The sequence below is a fragment of the Sulfurimonas sp. HSL3-7 genome (assembly GCF_039645985.1).
GTDB classification, from domain to species: Bacteria; Campylobacterota; Campylobacteria; order Campylobacterales; family Sulfurimonadaceae; genus Sulfonitrofixus; species Sulfonitrofixus jiaomeiensis.
Genome location: NZ_CP147919.1, coordinates 2,149,249 through 2,164,242 on the forward strand (window position 1 = coordinate 2,149,249; position 14,994 = coordinate 2,164,242).

A 14,994-nucleotide genomic window follows, 5' to 3' on the forward strand; every position below is an offset into this window, starting at 1 on the left:
TCGCCATAATACCCGTGTTCAAGGGCTCATCAGATGCATCTGGCGTCTAAATGGTTGTTTCATTATAAGAACATGGTCATCTCATCTTGGTTACATACCTGTGGCAAAGAAGCTTTATTTGTCTGCAATCGACATGCATGACACAGTAGAAGAGGTTCGGTTTGAAAGATTGTGTAGAGAGAAAGAGGCGTGAAGCTCTGTGTGATCACTAAGTATAAAACAGAGCAGCAAAGCGCTGCTCTGTCTGTAGGACTGCCTTATTATTTAAGGTAGACATCTTTGAACGCGATTGCCGCTTTCTGATCAGCGACAAAGGCTTTTTTCGTATGGATCGCAGCATCACCGATACCCGGTGCTGTTACGAAACCGTTACCGAAGATCGGAGCCGTGGAGTCGTCTTTGATGTAGATACCGCCTTCATCACTTCCATCGACTTTTACGATACGGAAGTTTTTGATCTCGGCACCTGTCATCGGCGTGTCGCCGCCGCTTGAGATCTCGAACCCTGCGTGCGCCGCATTAACCTGCTCGACAACGATGTTGTCCGCTGTTCCGACATAACCGTAGTCAAGGTCGAGGCTGTCATCGTTACAGTTTTTCAATGTCGCGTTTGTCACATTGACCGTACCACCCCAGATCTCGATACAGTCATCTGAAGAGTTCTCGACATAGATGTTCTCTACCACTGTGCCTGAACCGACACCGGCAAGGGAAAGACCGTTGATCTCAAGGTCTGTCGCTACCTCTTTTCCTGAGTTCAGGATATAGACGTTTCTAAGGATACCGCTGTTGTCAGCTGCATCACCTGCACCTGCTGTAGCAGCACCGAACGCGAAGTCCGCATCTGTCTCATCCACTTCATAGAACGGTGCATCGTGGTTGGTCGGTGCGCCGCCAAGAACTGTCAGACCGCCCCATTGTGCAGGAGCAGCATCTGCCGGGTTCAACAATGCTGTTGCTGATGTAAAGATGATCGGAGATGCTTCCGTACCGTCCGCGATGATCTTTGAACCTTTTGTCACAACAATATAGTTCGCACCGGCTTCACCGAAGATCACTGTTCCCGGTTCGATTGTCAATGTCGCGCCATCTTTCACTTTTACAAGACCGTTGATCTTCCAAAGTGTCGCTGCATCCAGTGTTGTATCTACTATGATATCACCTGTCAATACCGTCGCAGCCGCTTGTGCTGCAGCGTCTCTTGTCGGTGCTACCGGCGCCGGTAATGAGATCGTACCGCCCTGAGCTTCGAACTTCTCTTGAACATCCGCTGCACCTGAGCCGTCAAAATCAACCGAAGCCGTCAACGTCACGTTTCTGAATGCGATCTGACCTTTTTGGTCAGCGACAAAGGCTTTTTTCGTGTGGATACCGGCATCAAGCGCGCCAACTGTTGTCACTGTTCCGTTACCGAAGATCGGTGCAGTGGAGTCGTCTTTGATGTAGATACCGCCTTCATCACTTCCATCGACTTTTACGATACGGAAGTTTTTGATCTCGGCACCTGTCATCGGCGTGTCGCCGCCGCTTGAGATCTCGAACCCTGCGTGCGCCGCATTAACCTGCTCGACAACGATGTTGTCCGCTGTTCCGACATAACCGTAGTCAAGGTCGAGGCTGTCATCGTTACAGTTTTTCAATGTCGCGTTTGTCACATTGACCGTACCACCCCAGATCTCGATACAGTCATCTGAAGAGTTCTCGACATAGATGTTCTCTACCACTGTGCCTGAACCGACACCGGCAAGGGAAAGACCGTTGATCTCAAGGTCTGTCGCTACCTCTTTTCCTGAGTTCAGGATATAGACGTTTCTAAGGATACCGCTGTTGTCAGCTGCATCACCTGCACCTGCTGTAGCAGCACCGAACGCGAAGTCCGCATCTGTCTCATCCACTTCATAGAACGGTGCATCGTGGTTGGTCGGTGCGCCGCCAAGAACTGTCAGACCGCCCCATTGTGCAGGAGCAGCATCTGCCGGGTTCAACAATGCTGTTGCTGATGTAAAGATGATCGGAGATGCTTCCGTACCGTCCGCGATGATCTTTGAACCTTTTGTCACAACAATATAGTTCGCACCGGCTTCACCGAAGATCACTGTTCCCGGTTCGATTGTCAATGTCGCGCCATCTTTCACTTTTACAAGACCGTTGATCTTCCAAAGTGTCGCTGCATCCAGTGTTGTATCTACTATGATATCACCTGTCAATACCGTCGCAGCCGCTTGTGCTGCAGCGTCTCTTGTCGGTGCTACCGGCGCCGGTAATGCAGTTGTTACCGGAGAAGCAAACGTTGTTGCAGAGATCACGCCGTCGTTGGCAACGTGACGTTCCATTGCATCCAAAGCACCAGAACCGTCATACAGCTCTGCCTCTACCGTAGGCGTTGGCGTTGGTGTAGAGCTGCTTGAAGAAGATGAACTCCCACATCCTGAAAGAGTTAATAGTGCCGCTGTCAGGCTACTAAGTACGATTGTTGAAACGAATTTTTCATTCTTTGCCATTTGGAAGGCTCCTTGATTAATTTCCAAAATTATAAAAGCCTTCTGTTACATCACCACTACCGTTATGACACATAAATGCAACAGCAGTGTAACATTTTGGTTACATCTACAATTCTCTTTACTCTCACCTTTTATATATATTATGTAAGCCGTATTATCCTTGTTCAAAAACAGACAGCCGCATAGAAAAAACAGACGTCCCCAGTATGGCGCATAAGTAACAATTCGGTTACAACAAGGCTACGGCATGTAACCTTTGTGTTATAAAAAGCGGATAAAGTGCCACTATATAAACTATACGGACAGGGTAATGGCGGCACAGATATTAATCGTAGAAGATGAAAAAGATCTGCTTGAGGTTCTAGAACACCGACTGAACAAAGAGGGTTACGAGACACTCGGCTTTCTCAGTACAAAGAATGTTCGCCAGGCGATCGCGGAAGAGAAGATAGACCTTATCATCATGGACAGGAACCTCCCCGATATCGAGGGGAGCGAGTTCATCGCCCTGCTGCGCGACCAGGGGATGGAGATACCCGTCATCTACCTCTCGGCAAAGGGGAGCAAATACCATATCGAAGAGGGGTTTCTGCGCGGTGCGGACGATTATGTCTGCAAACCTTTTGAGATGCAGGAGCTCTTCTACCGTATACAGGCTGTATTGCGCCGGACCCAGGCCCATCAACAGGCGAACACCGTCTCTTTTCGTGATATTGAACTTGATCTGCGCTCACGTGAGATCTTTATCGACGGCAAAGAAGTCGAACTGACCAAACTGGAGTTTGACCTGCTGCACACTTTCATCGAAAGCAGAAATACGGTCCTCAAACGCGACTACCTGTTGAAACATGTCTGGGGCAAAAACGAACACTACCAGGGCCGTACCGTCAATGTCGCCATCAACCGTCTCAAAGAGAAGATTGATCCCGACAAAAGCAAAGACTACATCAAGACGGTTCGGGGGATAGGCTATACCATTCATTAGTTTTATACGCTGCGGCGAGCTAAGCTCCCCTACGCTACGTTAACACTGGGTTTGACTAGGCGTCAGGTCCCCCGTGCAGGTAAACCGCACTCTTTTCTCACTGCACACTAAATGAACACGTTCCCCTTCATTGCGTTAACACTGGGTTTCCCCTAAAGGGATTTCCTTTGGTCAGCTTCGGCGTCAGACCCTCGCGCAGGTAAACCGCGCTCTTTTCTTACTGCTTTCTGCGGCGAGCCGATAGTCTTTGTCGTTGTGAAACCAACGCCGGGTTTCCCTTCAATGGCTCTCTTTCGATCATACCAGAATCCGGGAAAACTTTCTTCGGGGATCAGTTCTTGATCCCGGATCAAGACGAGAACAACAAGATGCCACCTCCCGTAACGGACCTTAAAATATTTTTATCTCAAACCTATCACTGTTGTGCTAAAAATTTAAGCACTTTGTTCTATAATGAAAACAAATTTTAAATAGGTAAATCATGAGTCAAAAGATATTGATCGTCGAAGACGATGAAGTCACCGCTTTAAACCTCAAGATGTCGCTTGAAAAACAGGGGTATGCCGTCGTTTCCATTGCCGACACAGCAATCCAGGCACGTAACAAAATCAAGATCTACGAACCGGATCTCATCTTGCTCGACATCTCACTTCAAGAGGTCGATGACGGCATCGAGCTTGCCCACTACATCCATGATAAATATGCTCTCCCCTTTATCTTCCTGACCTCGCATTTTGAAAATGAGATCATCTCCAAGGCCAAGACAACGGAGCCCTACGGCTATATCGTCAAACCCTTCGATCCGCAATCGCTGCACGGGACTATTCAGATGGCACTCTACAAGTATGAGGAGGAGAAGAAACGAGACGAGAACCTGAATGCGCTAAAATCCGACAAAGATCACCTTGAGAAGCTTCTCTTTGCCAAAAAGATCTCCGACAAACCGATCATCCCTTTTGGTGACGGCTACCATCTCGACATCGATCTGGACAAGGTCTTCTACAAGGGTAAAATGCTCAAGCTCACCAAAAAAGAGAACACCTTCATACGCCTTCTTGTCGCGCAGCTCGGTGTCATCGTCAGTTTCGAACAGGCAGTGAATTATGTCTGGGAAGACGAAGGGGCTACTGAAAACAACGTCCGTACTCTTGTCTGGCGTCTTCGTAAACTGCTGCCGACGCCGATCATCAAGAATGCTTCAGGTATCGGCTACTACATCGAGATATAACGCTTTTCCTTTTTCGGCGGCAGTGGCCCTCTTTTCTACGCGCTGACAGTAATAGAGGTAAACGCCTCTACGATTGCATCATAAACATTTTCAAACTCAAATTCGCTTGATTTGGCAGAAGAGGCTTTTTCAAGCCTATAGGCCAGATCAACGATCGGCTCGATCCTGAAATTACTGCTTGAGCCTTTGATCGAGTGCGCCAGATGAGCGATCACCTTATAGTCTCTCTGTCCTATAGCCTCTTTAAGCTCTTCGAGACTCTCTTCCATCTTTTTACTGTAGATCTGCATGAGACGTATGACCTGTTCTTCCTCAAGCATCAGCTCTTCAGCCAATGACGTAATGCACAACCCTTGAAGCGTAGTGCCGTTATCCCTTTTACAGCTCTTTAGCGCAGCACTCTCGTCGACAACCTCCTCCAGAAAACGGCTCAGAACAGCTTCGATCTCTTTGAGGACGATCGGTTTGCCCAAGAAGGCATCAAACCCTTTCTTGGCGCTCTTCTCTTTCTCACCTTTAAGGACATTCGCAGTCAAGGCGATGATCGGCGTAGGCTCTTTGCCGCCGCTCTTCTCAAATGCCCGGATTTCCTCGGCTGCCTTACTCCCGCTCTTTTTAGGCATCTGTTCATCCATCAGAAGCAGGTCAAAATCGCCTGACTTATAGCGATTCACCGCTTCCAGCCCATCGGAAGCGATGACGTAGTGCAGACCATAACTCTCCAAAATAATCTTGATCAGCTCCTGATTGGCACTGTTGTCTTCTGCCACCAGAACATTGCCTTTGAAACAGCGTTTTTTAGACGGACTTGCCAACAGTGCCCCATCGTTCTCCTCAGATAGGCGGAGCGCGTCCAAAAAGGTGTGATAGAGCTTTGAACAGTAGAGCGGGAAGTAAAGCGGCGTGATATTCTCCACCTCCTCATAGCGGTTGTCAAAATACTCCATGATCGCTATGGCCGGAAGCTTCTTCTTGACTATTTGTGAACGCATAATCTCATTTATCTGGGCATCGGAAAAGAAAAGAATGTCATAGAGATCATCGCTCAACGTATCCACCAGGATCACATCGAGTTCAAAGATCTTGAGATAGCGCTGCAGCGATTCCAGGGTGTTGGAGAGTGTGCCGTTTTGACGGAGAAGCGCCAGAGTCAGCTTCTTGAACGGCTGCACATTGAACATCTCCAACGTCGTTTTTTCATTTGAACGGACCGGGATCTCCAGGGTAAAGACACTCCCCTTGCCTACTACCGATTCGACATGGACATCCCCGCCCATATGCTGTGCCAGTTTCTTGCAGATAGCTAGACCCAGGCCGGTACCGCCGTGAACATTACCGCCTCTGTTCTTCGCCTGGGTAAACGCCTCAAAGATCCTTGACTGGTCCTCTGCATCGATACCTATCCCCGTGTCTTTGATACTGATACGCAACATGTCCTCTTCACAGAAAGCCTCAAGTTCCACAACTCCTTCAGGCGGCGTAAACTTGATCGCATTGCTGATAAAGTTGGCAATGATCTGCTTGATGCGCAGCGGATCGGCCTCCAGTATGTAGGGAATGTGCGGATCGAGATAAGAGAGCATCGTGACCCCTTTCTCATTGGCGCTCGCAACAAACAGCTCCAGGGTGTGGCTCAACTCTTCATGCAGGTTGAAATGACTCTTTTCGATCATAAACTCGCCGCTTTGAAGTTTTGAAAAGTCCAGGATGTCATTAATGATATTAAGCAGGTTCTCCCCGCTGTTGAGGACAATATCGAGATACTTCTTGTGTTTGGAACTTCCCACCTCATCCTGAAGAATACTGACGAAGCCCAAAATGGCGTTCAGCGGTGTGCGGATCTCATGCGACATGTTGGAAAGAAAGTACTCTTTTGAGAGCCCCGCCTGAACCGCTTCCTGCCTGGCCTGTATCAGCGTCGTGACGTCATAGGCGATCACAATATACTCCGTGACCCTCCCTTCTGTATTGCTGATGGGAACGACCGTGCTGTCGACATAAAAAAAACTGCCGTCTCGCTTCTGCTTTTTCAGACTCTTGTTGTAGACGCTTTCTGCCGGGATCGTCTTCAAAAAGCTTTTATCAAAAGCGTGTTCCTCCTCAGCGGCCAGGATCATATTATGTTCTTTGTCCAGCAGCTCTTCACGGCTGTAACCGCTTAAGGCACAGAACTTGTCATTGACAAAGATGATCCTGCCGTTGGGATCCATTTTCGAAACAATGGCACTGGCATCGATCGCTTTTTTATACTCATTCAGAAGCTTGACATTGCGTTCGATTTCACGCTCTTTCTGGTAGATCGTACCGGTATAGCGCTTGAGCACGCCCGAGAAGTTGAGATCAAAAAGATAGGAGACCTCGTCGAAGATCGTTTTGGAGTTGAGTGAAGAGTCATACGAAAAATCGATCATCGCTTTTCGGAAGTGGCTGCAGATAATAAAAAGTTCATCCGCCGAGATGTCACGGTCTTTAAGATACTCGATCAAATCCGCCATAACAGGGCAATCCCCGATCTCTTTTTTACCGCGGATAACATCCATAAAATAGTCAAATACCCCGCCGCCGAAATGGTTGATAAAGTCGCCGGTCTCGATATTGTGTCTCTCGAGGATAATGCGAGGTTCTTCAAAGACCAGCCACTCTTGCAGAATATGCTGTTTGGCCGCAACAAATATCGGCAGGGCACGCAGCAGGTGGGGAACCTTTTCGTCTAACATAAGGGGGACTCCAAAAGGTGAAATAGGCGGAGTATAGCATATTACTTTTGGATATTTTATAGAAAAAGCGTATTAACTGTTTTACCTAAGCCTAGTGACGATCAAGCGCCTATTAATAAGGCCTGTTTTTTGACGAAGCCTCAGTTCAACACACTCCATCCCTGACGCCAGTCACTGTTCTTACGGTATGCACCGATGAAATTGCTTTGCTCAAAGAAATCGTTTTCGACCTGCGCGATGTAGTTACCTTCCGTGACAACCGTTGAGTTGAATGTTTTGTTGAAGGTAAGAAGATCGTTGATCCCGGCGGCCTCGTCTTCGACATCGCCACGGGCACAATTAAACAGGTAAACGCCGTCAAAACGGTTTGTTTTAAACCGTTCCTGTCCCTCGCTTTTGACCACGATACCGACGCCGCCGACATTCCGGATCACGCCATTGTAAAGTGTCAACCCTGAACCAACTCTCGAGAAGACCGCTTCCGAGGTTTTCTTCGTACCGTCGATCTCAAAGTTTGCCACCTTTGCAAGCGTGCGGGGCTCAGCATTTTGGGATTTTTTGTTGTTGTCGGTCTCGATCCCTCTGGCATGGATCGATTCAACAGTAGTCTGTTTGATATAGACATACTGGATATTGCCCCGGTAGCCATGGTCAAAATCGAGGTTGTCATCACCGTTTCCGATCAGAATAATGTGTTTCATATTGACATTGCCGCCCCAGGCTTCGATGCCGTCGTCTTTGCCGTTATAGACCTCGACATAATCGATCGTCGTTTTTCGTCCGACACCGCCGAGGCTCAGACCATTGAGTTCTTCGCCCGGACGTACTTCGTTTCCGGCATAGCGGATCTGCACATACTTCAATATACCCGAGTTGTCCTCCTCATTGTCGCCGCCGAAACGCACATCGGTGTTGGAAAATTCGAAACGCTCCTCTTTACCGGCATTGGTCGGTCCATATCCTGCGATCGCGATACCGCCCCAGTCACCCGGCGTAGAGAGCAGACCGGCTGCATCTTTCATCGAGGTAAAGATGATAGGCTGTGAAGAGGTCCCTTCCGCAATGATCTGTGAACCGCGCGTCACGATCAAAAAATCGGCACCGGTCTTGCCAAAAACAGTTGTTCCCGGATCGATCACAAGTCTCGCCTCTTCTTTAGAGTCAATACCGATATGCACTTCGCCTTTAAGCGCCCAGAACTTGTCATTGGTCAGATGGATATTGTCTACATAGGTTCCGCGCAGCTGGCAGACAGGCTTGCCCTCAAAATCATCGCTGATCAACTGGGTGTTCTCCGGGCAAGAAATGGTTGATTCATGGAGTTCGTTCTGTTTTTCAAGACAACCGCTCATCGTCAACATCGCTGCCGCACTCAAACCTATCAGCCAAAATCCGTTTTTTTTCATAATACATCCTTTTTCGGCAAAATTCTAGGCGGCTATTATTTCAGAAACATTACTAAAGTATAAGATTTTGGTTACGGGGGAAATTCCAGATCGGCGGCATCGCGATGTAATACAAAAGTAATGCTTTTGCGCTACTATCCGCCCATGACAGACACTAGACATTTTTTAGAAAAGATCAAAGCACTTGATTTCGCCTTTCAGCCGATCGTCGATATACACACCAGAGAGATCTATGCAGTCGAGGCCCTGCTGCGAAACGTTGAAATAATAGGCTATGACTCCATCCACCACTTTTTTGACACGGCCTACCATCTGGGGCTTCTATACGCCGTCGATCTTCTGCTTCGTGAAAAAGCGATCAAAAAGTTTACGCAACTCGAAAACTATGCCGCCATCAAGCTCTTTTACAACCTTGATAACCGTCTGCTGGATATGGAGGATTACACCACCGGCAATACCGAAGCCCTGCTGCAGGCATATAATGTAGCTAAAAGTACCCTCTGTTTCGAGATATCGGAACGTCATGAAGTGACCAAAGAGGGTAACGGCATCATCCATATACTTGAACACTATAAAAAAGAGGGATTCCAACTTGCTATCGATGATTTCGGCGTCGGATTTTCCGGCTTTAAACTGTTCTATGAATTTACGCCTGATGTCATCAAAATAGACCGCTTTTTTATCAACGGCATCTGCGAAGACCCAAAAAAAAGGGTGATCGTCGAAAATATCATTCAGCTGGCAAAGCAGCTAGGCGTCAGGATCATTGCCGAAGGGATCGAACGCGAAAGCGAGCTGGAGGTCTGCAAGGCTTTGGGGTGTCAGCTTGTCCAGGGTTACCTCATTCAAAGGCCCACTACCGACATCCATGATATAAAGACGAACCGCTCTGTTCTAAGCAACGTTGCCTGAACAGTCGGAAGTTTTCAGAAGAGAGGTTCTGCCGCTTAAAATGCTGCAGAACCGCAGGAAGAAAGTCTATTTTTTCTTTGTAACCGTCTTTTTCGCAGTTTTTTTTGCCGGAGCCTTTGCTGCTTTTGCCGCCGCTTTTTTAACCGCTTTTTTTGCTGATTTTTTGGCAACTTTTACCGCCGCTTTTTCCGTCGTCACTTTTTTCTTCAAGATGGTTTTGATCACTTTTTTAGCAACTTTCTTTGCTGTTCCTTTCGGTGCAGCTTTTTTCGCCGCTTTCCTTGCCACTTTTTTGACCGCTTTTTTCTTTAGAACTTTTGCCATATCAGGACTCCTTTGGTGTATTCTAATCTATTATAGGGCAGCCGAAAGAAAAAACGGCTTTAACAACGATTAACATTTGCCATTATCACAGAATAGGGCCTTAAACTAGGCTATAATCACCCTATGTTTACCAAATCTCTTCTACTCATTTTTCTGTTCCTGGCACAGAGCGGTTTTGCCAATGACAAAAGCATCGGTTATATCGGCGACGGCCTCGCCGTTATTATCCCGGCCAGTGCCTACGGCAGCACCTTTTGCCTGCATGACCATGACGGCCGGAGCGCTTTTTACAAATCCATTGCCGTCTCCACCGCGACCACCTTTGGGCTGAAGTTCACCGTTAAAAGAGAACGCCCCGACGGCAGCAACGACCGCTCTTTTCCTTCCGCGCATACCATGTACGCTTTTCAGGGGGCGACCTTTATCCATCAGCGCTACGGTCTCCAATATGCCCTCGCCGCGTATCTAGGCGCAGCCTTTGTCGGCTACAGCCGCATCGAGACCGACAAACACTACCTTGGCGATGTGCTGGCCGGCGCTGCAATAGGGAGTCTGAGCGCCTGGTTTTTCACCGACCGCTATAACGATGTCGCCCTGCAGCCCCTTGCAGTGCAAGGGGCTTATGGAATCATGATCGCATACAGATGGTAGTAGACCAAGCCGATAAACCGCTCCGCATCAGAGGAGAAAAAACAGAGGTTTAAAACCTGCATCATACTAAATTTACGGTTTTGTATTACGCTTCTGTTTATCTCCTGTAAATGTCTGTCATATTTCATGCCGAAATTCATATATTTGGCTGTATAATTTCACTGAAAATTTTATGCAGGAGATCGCATGTACATTACGATCACACAAGCTCCAACCGATGAGCAGATCAAGCAGTTCAATATAAAAATGAGCCAAGAGGATGCCTTCATAGACTATAAAGTCGATTTATCACAGTTTGATGAAGCACTTCGCAAAGCATTTACAGAAGCATTCAACATCAATGAAGAACGCCTCAATGAGAAAAGTTCCGTCACGCTGACACTGTTTGCTGAGATCTGATCCGATACCTAAAGTATCTGCAGAACGTTTTTTTAAACCCTTCTCTAAACTGAAGTATTTTTTGGCGGATTGTATACAATGTGCATCCGACAAAAAATACCACTGCCCAAGAAAGTTTCCACCCTATGAATCTCACAGAAATAGACAACCTTGACACCCCCTCTTTAGAGATATACCGCCAGTTGCGGGATAACGCCTTCAGCGAAGACAACAGCTTCATAGCCGACAGCCCCAAAGTGGTCAATATGCTTTTAGAGACGGCCGTCGAGGTCAAAAGTATTTTGGCGACCAAAACGTATTACGAAGAGTTTGGAACACTTGTTCGCCAAAAAGAGATTCCCCTTCTCTATGTCGCCGAAAAAAAAGTAATAGAGAAGATCGTCGGTCACAAGGTGCATCACAACGTTATGATGCATGGTATCCGTCCGGCAGAGACGCCGCTGGATGCACTTGACGACACCATCATCATGCTCGACGAGATCACCTCAACCGAGAACATCGGCTCCATCGCCAGAAGTGCCGCCGCCCTGGGTGTAGGGTCCTACCTTCTGCCCAAACACGGCCCTCACCCCTACGGCAGACGCGCACTCAGGGTATCGATGGGACACGTCAGCAAACTGAAGGTGCATTGCTACGATGATATTTTCGCCACGCTGAAAACACTCAAGGCCAACGGGTACAGGATCTTTGCCGCAGAGGTGACAGATGATGCTACTCCGTTGGCAGAGATACAAGTTCCAAAGAAGTGGGTACTGCTGATGGGACATGAGGGCAGAGGGATCTCTCCCGAAGTGCTGGCAGCCTGTGATGAAGCGGTGCGGATAGAGATGGAGCCCGGCATCCGAAGCTTTAACGTCGGTGTCGCGGCGGCGATCCTGATGTACCAGTTTAAAAACAGAGGCTAACCTGCTTTAGAGATTTCCTTTATTTTCAAGCAGCGGCTTAAGCAAAAAGTAGCCGACAAAACCCCATAAGACGGTTGAACTGGCCATGGCGATCAGACCCGCTTCCTCATCCATATGAACGAGGGATTTGGGATCAATATCACTGATGTCGAAAATGTAGTCCAGACCGAGGCCGAACAGAATGCTGCCAGCGATGATCGTACCGAGGTAGATAGAGAGCGACTTGCTTCCGAGCATCTTTTTGACAACGCCGATGGTCACGGTATTCGTCGCGGGGCCGGCACTCAAAAAGACAAAAGCCGCTCCGGCGCTTACCCCGGAGAGCATCAAGGCGGCGGCAATAGGCAGAGAAGCGGTCGCACAGACGTACATCGGCACCGCAATGGCGATGACGATCAGGTATGAGAGCCAGGCGTATTCGACCAGGATCGCACTCAGGTTTTCCGGAATAGCCACCGTGATCAGTGCACCGATGAGCAGACCCCAAAAGAGCGGTTTGGCAATGTCGCCGAGCAGTGTAATAAATGCATAGTGAAGTGCGGCACGCAGGGAGAAGCCTCTCTTCTGCGTGCTTTCGCAGCAGCTGCCGCCTGAACAACAGCTTCCCGCTTCATCCGTTTTAGCGTGCAGAGGCGTCATCGAAAAACCGCCCTGAGGTGCTGCACTGAAGAGCGGTTTTGGCTGTTCTACTTCTTTGTCCATATAATTGGTCAGGACCCCTGCCACCATCGCGATCACCATCGATGTGATGACACGATAGATCGTAAATGCCCAGCCGAACATCCCGTAGGTCGCCAGGATGGAGTCGACCCCCGTGATCGGTGTCGAGATAAGAAAAGAGAGCGTCGCCCCCCTGCTCGCCCCGCTCTTTTTGATGCTGGTCGCCAGGGGGATCACCCCGCAGGAGCAGACCGGAAGCGGCACACCGAAGAGTGTTGCTTTGACCACTGAACCGACACTCTCACGGCCGAGATGCTTCGTTACCAGGGTGTCCGGCACCAGCTCATGTAAAATACCGGCGAAGAGAAGACCGAAAAGGATATAGGGTGCCATCGCGTTGGAGAGCTCGAAAAGTGCCGTGAGAAAGGACATGATATGTTCCATGACGTCGTACCGAACCTTTGTTTTCTGTATAGTGGTATAGATGAACTTTAGTTTCGGTTAGAGAGATGAATTAATCGGATCTCTCGAAGGAACGGTACGGGGAGAGTAAAAGCGGAAAAAGCGCCGATAGCGATCGGCGCAGGCAAGGGTCTAGAATGCTTTTGCCAGTTCATCTTCCGAATCGACAAAAGTGATATTTTTGATGATGAAATTATCAACATCCAGGACCATTACTTTTTCGTTCTTACCATCGATACGGTAGCTTGCGGCGACATTTTCATCTTCGATCAACAGTACATTATGTTTGAACTCTTTGAGTCCCGGCATGATGAACATGCTTCTGATCAGCGACGGTGCGGCGCTGACATCGGCAACAAAGAGAGCATAATGTTCCGGAAGAAAGTTCGGATCCTGTTTATCAAAATATTCGTTGCTCATGTGGCCCGTCTCTTTGCTGAAAGCGAAGATCACTTTTTTTGTATCGACGCCGAGCGACTGGGGCTTTCCGAACTGATCATTGAGCTTAAGTGTCTCCAGACTCTTACCGACGGCGACTTTTGATTCGACTGCGACCGGTTCTTCTTTGGCACATCCCAAAAAGAGAAGAGAGACGATCAATCCCATTATTATCTGTTTCATAAGCAACTCCTGTAATATATGCCGGCATCATACTAAAGTGTTCTGTTGGGCCACAAGAGGTTTAAAATCTAAGTGTGGAGATTTATAGAGGTTTCAGAAAGACGTATTAACAGAGAGTTAAATACCCATCCAAAAAAAGGCAATAACACCCAGTACCATCCATTGTGCTAATGCAAAACCGGAAGTCCCTATGATATTTCCGGTTTGGCAACTGGTACACTGTTTGTACTTTTCAGACTCGTAGTAGGCGTATACGGCATAACCGACAATCAAAAAAGGCACCGTACCCAGCGCAATCTTGTCAAAGAGAAACAGTTTTGCCATAACGGCACTGTCATCGATGAAAAATGGGGGTAAGAAACTGAACCATACGGCCAGCATTACATATTTGTAGGCCCTCTTTATATAATCCCTGTAAAAAACGGTCGGGCAGCTGCTGTTGCTGCTTACGACCAGCCCTTTCGGAAGGTACTCATTGATCCGTTTGCGGGTCTCTTTATCGACCCTGTCGACAAATGTGCTGCCGTAGTTGTAGTCAAGCTGATGCTGGATTACACGCGAAAAAGCGCCTTCAAGGTCTGCGTACTGTGCTTCGCCCTTCTCATTTTCATAAAAGATCTTGATCTTGTCGTGGCGCGGTACATCCACACTGATATTTTCATAATAGGGAGTCCGCTCGGTCTCGACCGTCTCGCCGGACGTGGTGATGATGCGCAGGTTGATATAGGGCTTATACGCATCGGCCTCTTTAATGACGACGACGGCGTACTGTATTCCTATCTGTATCGCGCTCAACGCTTCGAGACCATTCGCTTTCATCGTATCAACCATATCGGTGATTATGTTTTGAAGCGAATCATCAAAAAACCGTACATTTCCTGAAATCAGACGAATCCGTTCATCCGGGTATTTCAATAACTCTAAAACCATCTATAAGACCTTTAGGAGGGCAGTGAAGTGAAGATACTTGTTTAAATCAAACGCGTTTGACTTGAACAAATATCCGGGGCAAAGCCCCAGAAACGTGCTAGTGACTCTTGCTGACAACGACCAGCATCTTAAGGTTTATGACTACAAAACGTAGAAACTGCCAGATAACATTGGTTCGCATCGCTCTCGCGAATCTGCCCGGGATCATCGTCGTGTTCGATTGTGAACTACGCCCAAAATTGACTTCTTCTTCTCTTGCCATTTTTCTTCCTTTATCGTTATTTTATTTCTTT

The 14,994-nt window shown here is 48.0% G+C and carries 14 protein-coding genes; 6 read left to right on the plus strand and 8 right to left on the minus strand.

The genetic code is table 11. The features are described from left to right. Positions 1-260 precede the first annotated feature (260 nt). Complete coding sequence (locus WCY20_RS10695; RefSeq protein WP_345975022.1) at positions 261-2,501, minus strand: hypothetical protein; 2,241 nt, start codon at positions 2,499-2,501, stop codon at positions 261-263. A 310-nt stretch (positions 2,502-2,811) separates the two neighbouring features. Here WCY20_RS10695 and WCY20_RS10700 point away from each other — a divergent pair, with 310 nt between their 5' ends. Together WCY20_RS10700 and WCY20_RS10705 are read left to right on the plus strand one after the other, a co-directional pair. Continuing rightward, the gene (locus tag WCY20_RS10700; protein ID WP_345975024.1) at positions 2,812-3,486 is read left to right on the plus strand and encodes a response regulator transcription factor; all 675 of its coding nucleotides are present in this window, start codon (positions 2,812-2,814) and stop codon (positions 3,484-3,486) included. Between the two features lie 481 nt (positions 3,487-3,967). Further along, complete coding sequence (locus WCY20_RS10705) at positions 3,968-4,714, plus strand: response regulator (RefSeq protein WP_345975026.1); 747 nt, start codon at positions 3,968-3,970, stop codon at positions 4,712-4,714. 35 nt (positions 4,715-4,749) lie between these two features. Here WCY20_RS10705 and WCY20_RS10710 read toward each other — a convergent pair whose 3' ends face one another. Together WCY20_RS10710 and WCY20_RS10715 are read right to left on the minus strand one after the other, a co-directional pair. Further along, the gene (locus WCY20_RS10710; protein WP_345975027.1) at positions 4,750-7,431 is read right to left on the minus strand and encodes an ATP-binding protein; all 2,682 of its coding nucleotides are present in this window, start codon (positions 7,429-7,431) and stop codon (positions 4,750-4,752) included. A gap of 140 nt (positions 7,432-7,571) precedes the next feature. Continuing rightward, positions 7,572-8,837: a hypothetical protein gene (locus tag WCY20_RS10715; protein WP_345975029.1), complete on the minus strand. Its 1,266-nt coding sequence runs from the start codon at positions 8,835-8,837 to the stop codon at positions 7,572-7,574. 144 nt (positions 8,838-8,981) lie between these two features. Between WCY20_RS10715 and WCY20_RS10720 the strand changes: the two genes are divergently transcribed. After that, on the plus strand, positions 8,982-9,749 hold the full coding sequence (locus WCY20_RS10720; protein WP_345975031.1) for an EAL domain-containing protein: 768 nt from the start codon (positions 8,982-8,984) through the stop codon (positions 9,747-9,749). A 66-nt stretch (positions 9,750-9,815) separates the two neighbouring features. On the opposite strand, the gene WCY20_RS10725 is transcribed toward WCY20_RS10720, so the two are convergent. Next, complete coding sequence (locus WCY20_RS10725; RefSeq protein WP_345975033.1) at positions 9,816-10,073, minus strand: hypothetical protein; 258 nt, start codon at positions 10,071-10,073, stop codon at positions 9,816-9,818. Between the two features lie 123 nt (positions 10,074-10,196). Between WCY20_RS10725 and WCY20_RS10730 the strand changes: the two genes are divergently transcribed. The 3 genes from WCY20_RS10730 (at position 10,197) to WCY20_RS10740 (ending at position 12,028) form a co-directional block, all read left to right on the plus strand. After that, complete coding sequence (locus WCY20_RS10730) at positions 10,197-10,724, plus strand: phosphatase PAP2 family protein (RefSeq protein ID WP_345975035.1); 528 nt, start codon at positions 10,197-10,199, stop codon at positions 10,722-10,724. 186 nt (positions 10,725-10,910) lie between these two features. Beyond that, the gene (locus tag WCY20_RS10735; RefSeq protein ID WP_345975037.1) at positions 10,911-11,123 is read left to right on the plus strand and encodes a hypothetical protein; all 213 of its coding nucleotides are present in this window, start codon (positions 10,911-10,913) and stop codon (positions 11,121-11,123) included. A 125-nt stretch (positions 11,124-11,248) separates the two neighbouring features. After that, positions 11,249-12,028 carry an RNA methyltransferase gene (locus WCY20_RS10740; protein ID WP_345975039.1) on the plus strand — a complete coding sequence of 260 codons (780 nt, stop codon included), beginning with the start codon at positions 11,249-11,251 and terminating at the stop codon, positions 12,026-12,028. A gap of 6 nt (positions 12,029-12,034) precedes the next feature. Here the strand turns inward: WCY20_RS10740 and WCY20_RS10745 are convergent, their stop codons facing one another. From WCY20_RS10745 to WCY20_RS10760, 4 genes are all read right to left on the minus strand, one after another. Continuing rightward, on the minus strand, positions 12,035-13,132 hold the full coding sequence (locus WCY20_RS10745; protein ID WP_345975041.1) for an SO_0444 family Cu/Zn efflux transporter: 1,098 nt from the start codon (positions 13,130-13,132) through the stop codon (positions 12,035-12,037). A 150-nt stretch (positions 13,133-13,282) separates the two neighbouring features. After that, complete coding sequence (locus tag WCY20_RS10750; RefSeq protein ID WP_345975042.1) at positions 13,283-13,771, minus strand: hypothetical protein; 489 nt, start codon at positions 13,769-13,771, stop codon at positions 13,283-13,285. Positions 13,772-13,888: 117 nt separating this feature from the next. Then, positions 13,889-14,701, minus strand: a complete 813-nt coding sequence (locus WCY20_RS10755) for a peptide deformylase (RefSeq protein WP_345975044.1) — start codon at positions 14,699-14,701, stop codon at positions 13,889-13,891. A 97-nt stretch (positions 14,702-14,798) separates the two neighbouring features. Further along, positions 14,799-14,963 (minus strand): hypothetical protein, encoded by a 165-nt coding sequence (locus WCY20_RS10760; protein WP_345975045.1) that lies wholly within the window; start codon positions 14,961-14,963, stop codon positions 14,799-14,801. Positions 14,964-14,994: the final 31 nt, after the last annotated feature.

Bases quoted from the DNA above. Each gene is read 5' to 3' on its own strand.
- WCY20_RS10710 (WP_345975027.1), bottom strand. From the start codon at position 7,431: ATGTTAGACGAAAAGGTTCCCCACCTGCTGCGTGCCCTGCCGATATTT.
- WCY20_RS10755 (WP_345975044.1), bottom strand. From the start codon at position 14,701: ATGGTTTTAGAGTTATTGAAATACCCGGATGAACGGATTCGTCTGATT.
- WCY20_RS10760 (WP_345975045.1), bottom strand. From the start codon at position 14,963: ATGGCAAGAGAAGAAGAAGTCAATTTTGGGCGTAGTTCACAATCGAAC.
- WCY20_RS10745 (WP_345975041.1), bottom strand. From the start codon at position 13,132: ATGGAACATATCATGTCCTTTCTCACGGCACTTTTCGAGCTCTCCAAC.
- WCY20_RS10740 (WP_345975039.1), top strand. From the start codon at position 11,249: ATGAATCTCACAGAAATAGACAACCTTGACACCCCCTCTTTAGAGATA.
- WCY20_RS10705 (WP_345975026.1), top strand. From the start codon at position 3,968: ATGAGTCAAAAGATATTGATCGTCGAAGACGATGAAGTCACCGCTTTA.
- WCY20_RS10700 (WP_345975024.1), top strand. From the start codon at position 2,812: ATGGCGGCACAGATATTAATCGTAGAAGATGAAAAAGATCTGCTTGAG.
- WCY20_RS10720 (WP_345975031.1), top strand. From the start codon at position 8,982: ATGACAGACACTAGACATTTTTTAGAAAAGATCAAAGCACTTGATTTC.
- WCY20_RS10725 (WP_345975033.1), bottom strand. From the start codon at position 10,073: ATGGCAAAAGTTCTAAAGAAAAAAGCGGTCAAAAAAGTGGCAAGGAAA.
- WCY20_RS10730 (WP_345975035.1), top strand. From the start codon at position 10,197: ATGTTTACCAAATCTCTTCTACTCATTTTTCTGTTCCTGGCACAGAGC.
- WCY20_RS10750 (WP_345975042.1), bottom strand. From the start codon at position 13,771: ATGAAACAGATAATAATGGGATTGATCGTCTCTCTTCTCTTTTTGGGA.
- WCY20_RS10735 (WP_345975037.1), top strand. From the start codon at position 10,911: ATGTACATTACGATCACACAAGCTCCAACCGATGAGCAGATCAAGCAG.
- WCY20_RS10715 (WP_345975029.1), bottom strand. From the start codon at position 8,837: ATGAAAAAAAACGGATTTTGGCTGATAGGTTTGAGTGCGGCAGCGATG.
- WCY20_RS10695 (WP_345975022.1), bottom strand. From the start codon at position 2,501: ATGGCAAAGAATGAAAAATTCGTTTCAACAATCGTACTTAGTAGCCTG.